The organism is Mycobacterium sp. 852002-51152_SCH6134967 (genome assembly GCF_001667105.1).
Lineage (GTDB): Bacteria > Actinomycetota > Actinomycetes > Mycobacteriales > Mycobacteriaceae > Mycobacterium > Mycobacterium neumannii_A.
On sequence record NZ_LZIK01000031.1, the window covers coordinates 1 to 12,789 of the forward strand.

General features: G+C 66.5%; 14 protein-coding genes. 6 read left to right on the plus strand and 8 right to left on the minus strand.

What is annotated here, in order from left to right:
* Nucleotides 1–467 precede the first annotated feature (467 nt).
* A complete protein-coding gene (locus A5790_RS10290; RefSeq protein ID WP_066843259.1) occupies nt 468–1,484 on the plus strand; it encodes a YncE family protein in 1,017 nt (338 codons plus the stop codon).
* A 15-nt stretch (nt 1,485–1,499) separates the two neighbouring features.
* On the opposite strand, the gene A5790_RS10295 is transcribed toward A5790_RS10290, so the two are convergent.
* Entirely contained in the window at nt 1,500–2,381 is an 882-nt protein-coding gene (locus A5790_RS10295; protein WP_066843261.1) for an alpha/beta fold hydrolase, read from the minus strand.
* A gap of 99 nt (nt 2,382–2,480) precedes the next feature.
* On the opposite strand from A5790_RS10295, the gene A5790_RS10300 reads away from it, so the two are divergent.
* Entirely contained in the window at nt 2,481–2,774 is a 294-nt protein-coding gene (locus A5790_RS10300) for a hypothetical protein (protein WP_066843262.1), read from the plus strand.
* Nucleotides 2,775–2,830: 56 nt separating this feature from the next.
* Here A5790_RS10300 and A5790_RS10305 read toward each other — a convergent pair whose 3' ends face one another.
* Entirely contained in the window at nt 2,831–3,145 is a 315-nt protein-coding gene (locus A5790_RS10305; RefSeq protein WP_197696760.1) for a hypothetical protein, read from the minus strand.
* Between the two features lie 18 nt (nt 3,146–3,163).
* Nucleotides 3,164–4,363, minus strand: coding sequence for a lipid-transfer protein (locus A5790_RS10310; protein WP_066843263.1), 1,200 nt, complete (start codon nt 4,361–4,363; stop codon nt 3,164–3,166).
* 206 nt (nt 4,364–4,569) lie between these two features.
* Between A5790_RS10310 and A5790_RS10315 the strand changes: the two genes are divergently transcribed.
* Entirely contained in the window at nt 4,570–5,619 is a 1,050-nt protein-coding gene (locus A5790_RS10315) for a dihydrodipicolinate reductase (protein WP_066843264.1), read from the plus strand.
* A 49-nt stretch (nt 5,620–5,668) separates the two neighbouring features.
* The gene (locus tag A5790_RS10320; protein ID WP_197696761.1) at nt 5,669–6,514 is read left to right on the plus strand and encodes a patatin-like phospholipase family protein; all 846 of its coding nucleotides are present in this window, start codon (nt 5,669–5,671) and stop codon (nt 6,512–6,514) included.
* Here the strand turns inward: A5790_RS10320 and A5790_RS10325 are convergent.
* Together A5790_RS10325 and A5790_RS10330 are read right to left on the minus strand one after the other, a co-directional pair.
* On the minus strand, nt 6,511–7,509 hold the full coding sequence (locus tag A5790_RS10325) for a patatin-like phospholipase family protein (RefSeq protein WP_066843266.1): 999 nt from the start codon (nt 7,507–7,509) through the stop codon (nt 6,511–6,513). The genes A5790_RS10320 and A5790_RS10325 overlap by 4 nt on opposite strands.
* A gap of 42 nt (nt 7,510–7,551) precedes the next feature.
* A complete protein-coding gene (locus A5790_RS10330) occupies nt 7,552–7,977 on the minus strand; it encodes a lipoprotein LpqV (protein WP_094292979.1) in 426 nt (141 codons plus the stop codon).
* 264 nt (nt 7,978–8,241) lie between these two features.
* Between A5790_RS10330 and A5790_RS10335 the strand changes: the two genes are divergently transcribed.
* Both A5790_RS10335 and A5790_RS10340 read left to right on the plus strand, forming a co-directional pair.
* Nucleotides 8,242–8,787 (plus strand): cysteine dioxygenase family protein, encoded by a 546-nt coding sequence (locus tag A5790_RS10335; protein WP_066843268.1) that lies wholly within the window; start codon nt 8,242–8,244, stop codon nt 8,785–8,787.
* 2 nt (nt 8,788–8,789) lie between these two features.
* Complete coding sequence (locus tag A5790_RS10340; protein WP_066843277.1) at nt 8,790–9,158, plus strand: rhodanese-like domain-containing protein; 369 nt, start codon at nt 8,790–8,792, stop codon at nt 9,156–9,158.
* Here A5790_RS10340 and A5790_RS10345 read toward each other — a convergent pair.
* The 3 genes from A5790_RS10345 to A5790_RS10355 are packed head-to-tail and all read right to left on the minus strand — an operon-like array spanning nt 9,155 to nt 12,710.
* A complete protein-coding gene (locus A5790_RS10345; protein ID WP_066843279.1) occupies nt 9,155–10,867 on the minus strand; it encodes an alpha/beta-hydrolase family protein in 1,713 nt (570 codons plus the stop codon). The two genes, A5790_RS10340 and A5790_RS10345, sit on opposite strands and share 4 nt — an antisense overlap.
* 9 nt (nt 10,868–10,876) lie before the next feature.
* Nucleotides 10,877–11,662 (minus strand): enoyl-CoA hydratase, encoded by a 786-nt coding sequence (locus A5790_RS10350; protein WP_066843270.1) that lies wholly within the window; start codon nt 11,660–11,662, stop codon nt 10,877–10,879.
* On the minus strand, nt 11,655–12,710 hold the full coding sequence (locus tag A5790_RS10355; RefSeq protein ID WP_066843272.1) for an enoyl-CoA hydratase/isomerase family protein: 1,056 nt from the start codon (nt 12,708–12,710) through the stop codon (nt 11,655–11,657). The genes A5790_RS10350 and A5790_RS10355 overlap by 8 nt, the downstream gene beginning before the upstream one ends.
* Nucleotides 12,711–12,789: the final 79 nt, after the last annotated feature.

Sequence of the window (12,789 nt, forward strand, 5' to 3'; positions counted from 1 at the left end):
CAATCACCACCGGCAACACTCCGCGATCGGCAAGGTCCCGCCCATCACACGGTTAACCAACCTGCCTGGGCAGTACAGCTAGTTCGCAGCGCGTCCTGTGACGGTCGTGGCGCCTGTTGCTGATTTGCTGTCGTGTCGCCTGTGATTTACCGCTCACTTTGTCGTCGAAAGGTAAGAAACCTTTATAAATGCGGTCGACCACATTATTCGGAAAGTCTTGCGGCAGCAGTATTTCCACAGGTCATGGACCGTCTTGGAGTTGCCGAAATTTGGTAACAATCGGGTAACGCACGCTTTTCTAAGCGGTGTCTGAGAGGTTCACAGGTTATCTCAGGTGCCGCTTTTCGCACCGCCGTGGGATGTCTGATTTCGTCGCTAGAATCGGTTCAGACCGCGCCGATTTGGCGCGTTACGACTTGAAATCTAGGGCCGGTTGCACGCGATGCCGGCGGAGGTACCGATTTTCGATGGTTGACTTTTTGATGCCTGAACATGCGCCTACGGCGATGGGTGCAGTGAAGCTGAGCCGAGGACCGATCGGCGATATCGCCGCAACCGGTACCGGTGCAACCGTGGTGACGCACCCGGGCGACGACAGCGTCGCGGTGCTCAATCCCCGCACCCTCGCCGCTGAGGCCATCGTCGCGGTCCACGGTGAGCCCTTCGCGGTGGCAGTCCACGACGACCGCGCTTATGTCAGCACGTCGTCCTGGACCCACAAGGACGAGGTGACCGTCCTGGACACCGCGACCAAGTCGGTGATCGCTTCGTACCCGCTGGCGGACAACGTCACGGCACTGGTCGTGAGCCCCGACGGCAAGCGCGTCTACGCCGGTCGAACCGGTGACGGGCGCATCGACGTCGCGGTGATCGACGTCCCCGCCGACCGCGTGGGCACCATCGACATCGCGACCGGCGCGGGCATCGGCATCGATGCCCTCGCGATCGACCCGACCGGAACGCGGCTGTACGTCGCGACCACCGACGCGCGGGGCAGCGCGGTCCTCTCCGTCGAACTCGAGACCGGCCGGGTCGGCGGTGCGGTGCGTATCGGTGCGCCGATTCGCGATATCGCGCTCGCCGACGGCGCGGCGTTCGTCCTGAGCTCGGACCGGACCCGCGGTGGTGTGGTCCACGTGATCGAGTTGTCCTCGGGACGCATCACCGATGTCATCGAGGTCGGCGGCGCCCCAACGCAGCTCGCGATGGGCGAGGACAAGAGTAGGGCCTACATCGTCGACTATGACCACGTCGCGGTGCTGTGCACGCTGACCCTTCAGATCGTCGACACGATCACCGTCGACGGCCGGCCGTCCTGCGTGGCAGTCGATTCGCATGGTGGCCGGCTCTACGTGGCCGACTACTCGGGCGAGGTGGCGATGTTCGCCGTCAACGCGTCGATGCCGCTGCTGTATTCGGAGTTTGTCGCGACGGACCCGATCGTCGCCCCCAAGGTGCGCGAGCTGGAGCCGGTCACCGCTTAGGGAGCGCAGAAAGGGTCACGACATTCGCAGCTCGTGCGCGGCGACGGCGAAGATTTCGTCGCCTGAGCCGATCGCGACGAAGTGCCCTGCTCCGTCGACGGGATGCCACACCGAACCCGGCATCGAATGCGACACCGCCTTGTTGATCGGATCGGGCACGAGTCGGTCGTCGAGCCCCTGCCACAGATGCACCGGCCTCGCGATCCGCGAGATGTCGAAGTCCCACGCCCGGTAGAGCACTTCCGCGTCACGGACCAAGCCGTCCGAGCCGTGAGCGAAGCATTCGGCGACCGCATTCATGAACGTCGTTTCGACCTCCGGGCGACTCAGTATCTGTCGGTCGTGCTCACCGACCGACCTGCGGAGGGTCTTGACGAATCCGTCGCGCCTGTTCTTGGCGGAGTATCCGAGCGCGGCATACATGAGGCGAAAAGCGGGCTTGAACCGTAGCGCGAGGAAGCCGCCGAGGGCATCGATCTTCGACAGGTACGGCGCCGCGGAGTTGTCACCGAAAGCGCCGTAACTGCCGGGCGCGATACTGCTGACATGGCGCAGCCGCCCGCTGTCGATGTAGGCGGCGGCCGCCAGCGCCCATGGGCCGCCTTCCGACCAGCCCGTCACGCCGAACTCCCGGTAGCCCAACACATCCGCGATGGTCGTCAGGTCGTCGGCCCAGCCCGCGTACGACCGGACCTTCTGAACGCTCGACTGTCCCATACCCGGGCGGTCGACGCCGACGAGCCGGATCCCGTTCTTGGCCGCCGAGTCCGCCAACAGCAGGACCTCCAAGCGGCTGCTGGGCCCACCGTGGTTGTGCATGACAAGGGGACCGTTTGGGTCGCCGACCTCGGCGAGGGCCAGTCGACGACCGTCGCGCGTCCTCACTTCCGCAGTCATATCGTCCTTCCACCAAATTGCGGTGAACCCTCGTCGCGGCTGTCCCGTCGTACCACCTGAAAGGCCACCGGGGTCTTCGGGTCACGAAGGGAGCGCGGTATGCGCGCAATACTGTTGACAATGGTCGGGCTGGCCGCGGTGGCATGCGGTGTGATTCTCACGCCGGCGGCCATCGCGTCGGCGGCCGATTCGGCGGAGCTGACCATCGCCACACTCGAGGCCCAAGGCTTCGACGTCAAGGTCAATCGGATCGGAAGTGCGCCCCTCGACGAGTGCGTCGTCACCGATATCCGAAATGCTCGGGAGCGAACCGAATTGGTGCGACGAGGCGACGATCTGGTGCAGGTGGTGGCCCAGCGCACGATCACCGTCACCGCGGATTGCTCACGCTGATGCGGCGGCTTCGGTGTAGTTGGTCGCGCTTGCCGCAACAAACCACACCGAAGTTGCTAGCGACCGCTGCAGTCCAGCGACACCGAGATCGGCTTGCTGATGGTCACGGGGAACAGCACCCCGTCCTGATTCCCGCCGAGCAGCGGAACCAGCTGGGTGAACTCCTGGGGATTGCGCACGCTGGTGACCACGCAGTCGGACAGCGGGGCCGTGCCGATCTTGTCGATGGTCACGTTGTACCCCTGATCCTGCAGCTTGCTGATGACCTCCTGGGCCGACTCCTGATCGTCGGCCGATGCGACGCCCGCGGGCAGCATGACAGCCGCGCACACGACGGTGGCGACTCCGGCGAGGGTCCGTGTGGTCCGCATGCGGTCCATGATTCCCTATCAGCGCTCGGCGCGCTGGTAAGCAGTCACAACCGCGGCGCCCCCGAGCCCGATGTTGTGCTGCAGCGCGGCGGTGACGCCCTCGACCTGTCGCTTGTCGGCCGCACCGCGCAACTGCCACGTCAGCTCCGCGCACTGCGCGAGACCCGTCGCACCGAGCGGGTGTCCCTTGGAGATCAACCCGCCGGAGGGGTTGACCACCCAACGCCCGCCGTAGGTGGTGTCGTTGTTGTCGATGAGCTTGGGCGCCTCACCCTCGGCGCACAGGCCCAGCGCCTCGTATAGCAGTAGCTCGTTGGCCGAGAAGCAGTCGTGCAGCTCGATCACCTGAAAGTCGGCCGGTCCCAGCCCCGACTGGTCGTAAACCTGCTGCGCGGCTTTGACATTCATGTCGTAGCCAATGAGGTTTTTGGCGCTGCCGTCGAAGCTGGACCCGAAGTCGGTGGTCATCGCCTGACCGACGATCTCCACCGCCTGGTCTGCCAGGCCGTGCCTGTCGACGAAGTCCTCGCTTGCCACGATCGCCGCACCGGAGCCGTCCGACGTGGGCGAGCACTGCAGTTTGGTCAGCGGGTCGGAGATCATTTTCGCGGCCAGGATGTCGTCGAGCGTGTACTCCTCCTGGAACTGCGCATACGGATTGTTCACCGAATGCTTGTGGTTCTTGTACCCGATCTTCGCGAAATGCTCTGCGGTGCTTCCATGTTGGCGCATGTGCCCGCGACCCGCGGCGCCGAACATCCACGGTGCGACGGGGAATCCGAACTCGTCGATCTCGGCCATCGCCGCGACGTGCTTAGCCATCGGGGATTCCCGATCGTCGTGGCCGCCTTGGAGTGACCCCGGCTGCATCTTCTCGAAACCAAGAGCGATGACGCAGTCGGCGAGCCCGCCGCGGATCGTCTGCGCGGCAAGGAACAGCGCCGTCGAACCGGTCGAGCAGTTGTTGTTGACGTTGGCGATCGGAATTCCCGTCAAGCCGAGTTCGTAGAGCGCCCGGTTGCCCGAGGTCGAGTCCCCGGCGACGTAGCCGACGAATCCCTGCTGGACTTCGGAGTAGTCGATGCCGGCGTCGTCGAGTGCCTTGGTGCCCGACTCCTTGGCCATCTGAGGGTAGTCCCACCCTTCACGGCGGCCCGGCTTCTCGAACTTCGTCATTCCGACACCGACGACGAAGACCCTGTTTTTGGCGGTCGACATTGATGATCCTTTCGCTGCGCTGCGATCGACAGAAACATACAGCGCGCCACCTGTCTAGCGGCCGACGAAAGCGTCGAGAAACTGCCCCGGAGCACCGAGCCCGATCTTGATTACGGCCGTCGCAGCCATTGTGGCCCGCGCGGGACGGGTTGTGGTGTAGACCTGCAAGAGTAGAACGTGTTCTAGTTTCGCGTGAGGAGTCGGTTATGGGCCTACGGGTGGTGCAGTGGGCGACCGGTGGCGTCGGCGTCGCAGCGATCAAGGGTGTGCTCGAACACCCCGACCTCGAACTCGTCGGATGCTGGGTGCACTCGCCGGCGAAGGCAGGCAAGGACGTCGGCGAGATCGTCGGCATCGGGCCGGTGGGGGTGACCGCGACCAACAGCCTCGACGACATCCTCACCCTCGACGCCGACGCGGTGATCTACTCACCGCTATTGCCCAATCCGGACGAGGTGGCCGCATTGTTGCGGTCCGGTAAGAACGTCGTCACCCCGGTCGGATGGGTGTATCCCAGTGCCCGGCAGGGCACGCCTTTGCAAGAGGCGGCGCTCGCGGGAAATGCCACGCTGCACGGCACCGGCATTGCGCCAGGCGGGATCAGCGAGAAGTTTCCGCTCCTGTTCTCCGCGTTCTCGACCGGCGTGACATTCGTTCGGGCCGAAGAGTATTCCGACCTTCGCACCTACGAGGCGCCCGACGTCGTACGGCACGTGATGGGCTTCGGTGAGATTCCGGACAAGGCGCTCAGCGGACCGATGCAGAAGCTGCTCGACGGCGGCTTCATCCAGGCGGTGAAGATGATCGTCGACAAGGTGGGTTTCCGTGCCGATCCGAAAGTCCGTTCCGCGCAGGAGATCGCGGTCGCCACTGCACCGATTGAATCACCGATCGGTGTCATCGAGCCGGGGCAGGTCGCGGGCCGCAAATTCCACTGGGAGGCCCTCGTCGACGAGGAACCGGTGGTGCGAGTCACCGTGAACTGGCTGATGGGTGAGGAAAACCTCGACCCCGCTTGGACATTCGGCCCCGAAGGCCAGCGGTACGAGATGGAGGTCCGCGGTAACCCGGATGTCAACATCGTCGTCAAGGGCTTTCAGTCGGCGGTCGGCGGAGAGGGCCCGGAGTACGGCATCGTCGGCACCGCGGCGCACTGTGTGAACTCGGTGCCCGCGGTGTGCGCCGCAGAACCCGGCATCGCAACGTATCTCGATCTGCCGTTGATCAGCGGCAGGGCGGCGCAGGGCCTCGCGTAGCGTCGGGGGCCGCGCGGGCGACGCCGCTCACCTGGCACACTCACGGGCTGTGACGAGACGTGCACTGGTACTGGCCGGCGGCGGCGTGGCGGGTATCGCATGGGAGACCGGCATCCTGACCGGCATCGCCGACGAGTCGCCCGCGACCGCCGATGCGTTGTTGGCCTGCGACGTTCTGGTCGGCACATCGGCGGGTTCGACGGTCGCCGCACAACTCGGGAGCGGCCTCGGCCTGCCCGCGTTGTTCGACCGGCAGACCTCGGCGACATCGTCGGAGATCAACCCCGGCGCGGGGATCGAGACGATCACCCAGATGTTCCTCGACGCGATGACCGCTCCCGGTTCGAAAACCGAGAAACTGCAGCGGATCGGGGCGATCGCGCTCGCCGCGGACACCGTCACCGAAGACGTGCGGCGAAGAGTGATCGAGCAGCGACTGCCGTCGCACGAGTGGCCCGACCGCGATCTGCGCATCACCGCCATCGACACCGAGACCGGGGAACTGGTGGCGTTCGACCGCACCTCGGGCGTCTCGCTGGTCGACGCGGTCGCGGCCAGCTGCGCGGTGCCCGGTGTGTGGCCGCCGGTCACCATCGGGTCGCGCCGCTTCATGGACGGCGGCGTCGGTAGCACCGTCAACCTGGCCGTGGCCGGCGATTGCGATGTCGTGGTCGCCCTGATCCCACAGGGCTTGTCGTCGCCGTCACCGTTCGGGGCGGGCGCCAGGGACGAGGTCACCACGCGCAACGCTTTTGGCGTGTTCGCCGACGACGAGTCGCTGGCGGCGTTCGGCGCCAACCCGCTCGACCCCGCGTGCCGCACACCGTCTGCGCATGCGGGACGCAGACAGGGCCGCGGCGTCGCCGCTCAGATCGCCGAGCATCTCGGCATCTAATCCTCGGTCACGGTAGGTGTTTCGGGCTTGGTGTCGAACGCGTCCAGTGCGGCGGCCGCCAACTCGATACCGATGTCGATCACTTCGGCTGCGCGGTGGAATTCCAGGCTCCGACAAGCCGAACGGGGTACCTCGATGAGCATGTCGGGCGGATAACCGGCGAGCTGGTGTCGCGCAAGCGCGGCCTGCGCGATGTCGATCGTGCGGTTCATCACCTCGAAGCTGCCGAGCTTGGGCACCACGGACGCTTCCTTCGTCGCGTCGACGAGCTCCTCCTCGCTGTCTCCGCCCGCCGGATAGTCCTCCGGTGCCGCGCCGAAGCGGGTCAGCATCGCATTCGACTCGAACAGCGACGTGGTGCTGCGCCACACCCTCGCCAGCCACTCGGTGGTGGCGCGTTGACCCTGTCCTGCTGGTTCTACAGGTTCTTCGCTGCCGCCGGCCTCGCTGCCGGCCAAGGATACCGCGATGGTCAGGTCGGCGTTGACGGCTGCGATCGGCGCCATGGGCAGCGGTTCGAGGATGCCGCCGTCGGCGAGTAGGCGCCCGTCGAGCACATGCGGCGCGATCACCCCGGGGATCGCGATCGACGCTCGGATCGCGGCGTCCACCGGGCCCCTCTGCAGCCATACCGACTTGCCGGCGATGAGGTCGGTCGCGACCGCGGTGTAGGGGATCGGCAGGTCCTCGATGCGCACCTCGCCCAGGATGTCGCGAACAGCGTCGAGGATCTTGGTCGCGCGCAGCACGCCCGCCGCGGTGATCGAGGGATCGAGCAGCCGCAGCACGGCACCCTGGGTGAGCGACTTCGCCCAGTCGGAGAACTCGTCGAGCTTGCCCGCCGCGTGCAGCCCGCCGACGAGAGCGCCCATGGACGATCCTGCGATGCCGACGATCTCGTAGCCGCGGTCCTGAAGTTCCTCGATCACCCCGATGTGGGCGTAGCCGCGGGCGCCACCGCTGCCCAGCGCCAGCGCGACCCGCTTGCCAGCCATGCCGCCATTGTCGCCTGCCGGCGCCGGTTCTGGCCGCCGGTTTCAGGCGCAGAGGCCGTCGGCCGCCGCCTGCACGGCGACGATGACCGCGGCCTGACGCGGCGGCGGCAACTGCGTCCACGGTGTGTCGTACGTTCCAGGCCCCGCCGAATCCGTTGATTGCACCATGCCGAGGTAGGGCTCGATCTGTGACTTCGGGTCACCACCCTGTTCGTCCATCCACTGCCGCGCTGTGGCGCAGGCCTTGAAGTACTCCTCCTCGGTCGAGTCGGCGGGAGCGCCGACCGCGGTGGTGACACCGTCGGGGGAGACGGCGACCGAACCCGGTGCCGCGGTGGGTGTTTCCGAGCTGGTGGCCGTGGGGGTCGAGTCGGCCGACGGCTCGGAGGTGTCTTCGGTACCCGAGGAGCATCCCGCGACGACACCCACCATCACTGCGGCCGCCGCGACACCGTGACGCATGCGCATGCCCGTCAATCTAGGCAACGGCTCGCCCGTGACCGACACCGGCTGCACCGATCGCCGAGGTTGCGCTCACGGTGAATCTATCCGCCGACCCCGCAAACACGCGTCTGGCCTGCGTCGACAGGCTCCGAGCGTGCGGGACCGTCGCCTCCGGCCGGGTTGGAATGGCACGCCCATGCCAGGCTTGCCCTCATGACGACCGGACGCCAGGAGTGTTGTAGGCCCTAGCGCCGCCCCCTGCCCGTTTTTGGTTCTCTTGGAGCTCCCATGGCCTCCCCTGCAGTTCTGCCCTCTGCCGCACCCGCGGTGTCCGCACCGACGCGGCTGCGGCTGCCCGATCTGTTGCTCGCTTCCGACCGCTGCGCCGACGATGTGCTCACCGGTCGCTACGACCACCTGCTGCCTGCTGGCGGACCGCCTCGCGACGAACGCTGGTTCACCCGCCTCCATGGTGATGACGAGCTCGACATCTGGCTGATCAGCTGGGTGCCCGACCGGTCGACCGAGATGCACGACCACGGCGGCTCTCTCGGGGCCCTGACGGTGATCTCGGGCGCGTTGCGTGAGACCCGCTGGGATGGTGGAGCGTTGCGGCGTCGCCGGCTGCACGCTGGGGATCAGGCGGCCTTCCCGCTGGGGTGGGTGCACGACGTGGTGTGGGCACCCGACGGTGACACGTCGGCCCCGGTCGCGCCCGCGCTGAGCGTGCATGCCTATTCGCCGCCGTTGACCGCGATGTCGTATTACGAGGTGACGGAACGGAACACGTTGCGCCGCAATCGGACCGAGCTGACCGATGGACCGGAAGGGTGATCATGACAAGTCGCATCGACCGGATCCTGGACGACGCCCGCGCCCGCCTGCACCGGTTGCCCGCGGCCGAGGTGCCCGCGGCGTTGGATCGCGGAGCGATCTTGGTCGACATCCGTCCGCAAGCCCAACGCGCACGCGAGGGGGAGGTGGCAGAAGCGTTGGTGATCGAACGCAACGTGCTCGAATGGCGTTGCGACCCGACCAGCGAGGCGCGGCTGCTGCAGGCCGTCGACGATGACGTCGAGTGGGTGGTGCTGTGCTCGGAGGGCTACACCTCGAGCCTGGCGGCGGCGGCGCTGCTTGATCTGGGGCTGCACCGCGCGACCGACGTCATCGGCGGATACCACGCGTTGAAAGACGTTCTTGCCTAATCCTTCTCGTCGCTGCTCAGCAGCGGCCGCAGGCGTTCGGTCTTCTCCGGTGTCCAGCCCGGCGGCTGCAGGATCGCCGCCCACGCGTTGGCCACATCCTTGACGTAGACGTGGCCGTGTCCGTCGGGCACATCCACGGCCACGGCCATGTCCGCCGACACCTGGAGGAACGTCACCACGGGTATCCACTGCATCCGGCCGGAGACGTCGTAACCTCGCGGCTCCTTGAGCCAATCCGGTTCGGCGAACAGCAGATCCGGGTTGAACCACGCGATCGGGTCCGACGCGTGCTGCAGGTACACCACCCGCGGATCCCCCCAGGGGCCGTCCGGCCGGCTCAAATCCTGGGCGCGGGCGGCGAAGTGGACGTTCTCGCCGTCGTCGTAGATTGGCAGCCACATCGGGGAGCCGGGGTCGCGGTCACGGGTCAGCTGCGTCCAGATCGTGTTGTTGAACGTGGGGCCGCTGAACAGGGCACCGTCCGTGCGGGCGATGAGGTTGTTGAGCGCGAGGAAAGGCGCTTCACCACCGAATGATCCGAGGCTCTCCCCGAACACGACCAGGCGCGGTCGCTGCGCCTCGGGCATCTCTCGGATCAGCGCGTCGACGGCCTCGAACAGCGCCTGACCCGCCTGTCGTGCGTTCTCCTTGTCCACGAGGAACGACAGCCAACTCGGCAGAAACGAGTACTGCATCGACACGATTGCGGTGTCGCCGTTGTACATGTATTCCAGTGCAGAGGCTTCGGCTTCGTTGATCCAGCCGGTGCCGGTGGTGGTGGCCACGGCGACGACGTCGCGGTCCAGTCCGCCGGTGCGCTGCAGTTCGCGGGCCGCCAGCGCGGCGGTGGCCTTGATTCCGTCCGCGGAATGCAGACCGGCGTAGACGCGGATCGGTTCGACGGCAGGCCGGCCGTTGAACTCCGTCAACTGCTCGACCGTCGGCCCCGCCGCCACGAATATCCGGCCCTGGTGGCCAAGGGATTCCCAGCTGGCCAGCGACTGGGGGCCGCCGGACCGCAACGGTGATGTGGGCGCAGTGAAATCCGGGTCGGTTTCGTCGTTGACTGCCGCGAACGTGTTGTTGATCGTACTCATCGCAAAGCGCACCACGATGCCGTTCAGCAGCGCGATGGTGAGCGCGATCAGCAGCACCACCACCACAACCGCCGAAACCCTCGGCGGTGCAACGCGTTCGAGTTGCCGGACCAGGAAGCGCACGAGCCTGCCGATCAGCTGCCCGATCTCGACGAGCACGAACAGCGTCACGATGGACAGCACGGCGGTCAGAGGATGATCCCAGAAGCCCATACGCGGAACACCGTTGAGATCGCGGACCTCGTCCTGCCAGATGTGGAAGTAGACGATCATCAGGATCTGGCCGATGACGCCGATGACCACCAGGGCGATCCAGGCCTGTCGCGGGGCGGGCGGGCTGCTGTCCTTGGACCGCATGTAGCGCACGAGCCACACCACGAACACGCCGAGTGCATAACCGAAAGCGCCTGCGCCTCCGCTGACCAGCCCCTGGAACAGCGGACCTCGCGGGAGCAGCGACGGCGTCATCGACAGCCACAGGAAAACCAAGCCCAGCGCGGTGCCGGTGAAGGTGTAGTTGCGCACCCACCAGGGCGTGTCCTTGGATGTCTTGACCGGCTTCTCCCGCGGCTCGTCGACCGTGGTGTCGGTGTCGTCGCGGGTGTCGGTCACCACCGCAGATTAACGGTGGCGGAAGGCCGGTGGGCGCTTCTCGGTGAACGCGTTCATGCCCTCGGTCTGGTCGTCGGTCGCGAACGCGGAGTGGAACAGCCTGCGCTCGTACAGAAGGCCCTCGGCCAGGGTCGATTCGAAGGCACGGTTGACGGCCTCCTTCGCCATCCGCGATGCCGACAGCGACATTCCGGCGATGGTCTTGGCGACCGCGTTGGCCTCGTCGAGCAGTGTGTCGGCGGGCACCACCCGGGATACCAGGCCCGCTCGTTCGGCCTCCTCGGCGCCCATGTTGCGACCGGTGAGGATCAGGTCCATGGCCTTGGCCTTGCCGATAGCGCGGGTCAGCCGCTGCGAGCCGCCCATGCCGGGCAGCACGCCGAGCTTGATCTCGGGCTGGCCGAATTTCGCGGTGTCGGCGGCGATCAGCAGATCGCACATCATCGCTAACTCGCAGCCACCGCCCAGCGCGTAGCCGGCGACGGCGGCGATCGTGGGGGTGCGGGTGGCGGCGAACGAACCCCAGGCTGCGAAGAAGTCGCTGGCGAAGACGTCGGCGAACGACAGGCTCGCCATCTCCTTGATGTCGGCTCCGGCAGCGAACGCCTTCTCGTTACCGGTGATGATGATGGCGCCGATCGCCGGATCGTTGTCCAAATCGGCTGCCGCGGAGGTGACTTCGTCCATCACCTGGCTGTTGAGCGCGTTGAGTGCCTTCGGCCGGTTCAACGTGATGGTCGCGACACGGTCGTCACGCGTGACGAGAATAGTGGAGAAGCTGGTGTCGTCATTCATCTTTGAACTCCAGTTCGCGATCGGCCGGCGCGAAGTAGTCCTCCACGTCGGCTGTGGTGACAGCCGCCAACGAGGCGGGCGACCATTTCGGATGGCGGTCCTTGTCGACAACCTGGGCGCGGATACCCTCGACGAAGTCGTGGGAGCGCAGGGCCCCGCACGAGGTCCGGTATTCCTGGCGCAGCACGTCTTCGAGTGTGTCGAGTTCGGCGGCGCGGCGCAGGGCTTCCAGCGCGACGGAAACCGAGACGGGCGAGCGGCTCTCGATGAGGTCGGCCGCCTCGCCGGCAGCCGCGTCTTCGTGGGAGCGCAGGGCCGCGACGATGTCGAGGACGGTCTCACCGGCATAACAGCGGTCGATCCATTCGCGTTGCCGCAGAAGGTCACTCGGCGGTGGCTCGATGGCATGGGCGGCCAGTGCGTCATTGATCCCGGCCGCGAGGATCGCGGCCTTGAAGTCGGCGAGCTTGTCGTGGGGGACGAAGTGGTCGGCGAAACCCATCGCGATCGCGTCGGCTCCGTCGAAGTTCGCGCCCGTGAGCGCGGCGTGGTAGCCGAGTAGCCCGGGTGCGTGCGACAGGATCAGCGTGCCGCCGACGTCGGGAACGAAGCCGATGCCGACCTCCGGCATCGCCATCTTGGTGGTGTCGGTGACGACGCGCACGCTGCCGTGGGCGCTGACCCCGACGCCGCCGCCCATCACGATGCCGTCCATCAGGGCGACATACGGTTTGGCGAACCGGCCGATCTGGGCGTTGAGCAGGTATTCGTCGTACCAGAAGAGGCGCGCTTCACGCCCTTTGTCAGGTCCCTCGGCCCTGGCGCTGTGATAGAGCGCGACGATGTCGCCGCCCGCGCACAGGCCGCGTTCGCCGGCGCCGTCGACGACGACGGCGGTGACGGCATCGTCGTCGGCCCATTCGGCCAGCACACGCGACATCGCGGTGACCATGGAGTGGTTCAGCGAATTGATGGCCTTGGGCCGGTTGAGGGTGATCAGCCCGACGCCGCGGTCAACGGTTACTAGGACATCCTCGTTTTCGCCCACGAGTTTCTCCTATGTCAAGCCGCTGCCGCTTGGCAAGGCTTTTGACGATTGTTGTGGTCGGTGTGCAGGTGGCCGTAGA

Coding starts and splice junctions, on each gene's coding strand:
- A5790_RS10300 (WP_066843262.1), top strand. CDS start 2,481: ATGCGCGCAATACTGTTGACAATGGTCGGGCTGGCCGCGGTGGCATGC.
- A5790_RS10295 (WP_066843261.1), bottom strand. CDS start 2,381: ATGACTGCGGAAGTGAGGACGCGCGACGGTCGTCGACTGGCCCTCGCC.
- A5790_RS10330 (WP_094292979.1), bottom strand. CDS start 7,977: ATGCGCATGCGTCACGGTGTCGCGGCGGCCGCAGTGATGGTGGGTGTC.
- A5790_RS10335 (WP_066843268.1), top strand. CDS start 8,242: ATGGCCTCCCCTGCAGTTCTGCCCTCTGCCGCACCCGCGGTGTCCGCA.
- A5790_RS10305 (WP_197696760.1), bottom strand. CDS start 3,145: ATGCGGACCACACGGACCCTCGCCGGAGTCGCCACCGTCGTGTGCGCG.
- A5790_RS10290 (WP_066843259.1), top strand. CDS start 468: ATGGTTGACTTTTTGATGCCTGAACATGCGCCTACGGCGATGGGTGCA.
- A5790_RS10315 (WP_066843264.1), top strand. CDS start 4,570: ATGGGCCTACGGGTGGTGCAGTGGGCGACCGGTGGCGTCGGCGTCGCA.
- A5790_RS10310 (WP_066843263.1), bottom strand. CDS start 4,363: ATGTCGACCGCCAAAAACAGGGTCTTCGTCGTCGGTGTCGGAATGACG.
- A5790_RS10350 (WP_066843270.1), bottom strand. CDS start 11,662: ATGAATGACGACACCAGCTTCTCCACTATTCTCGTCACGCGTGACGAC.
- A5790_RS10325 (WP_066843266.1), bottom strand. CDS start 7,509: ATGGCTGGCAAGCGGGTCGCGCTGGCGCTGGGCAGCGGTGGCGCCCGC.
- A5790_RS10340 (WP_066843277.1), top strand. CDS start 8,790: ATGACAAGTCGCATCGACCGGATCCTGGACGACGCCCGCGCCCGCCTG.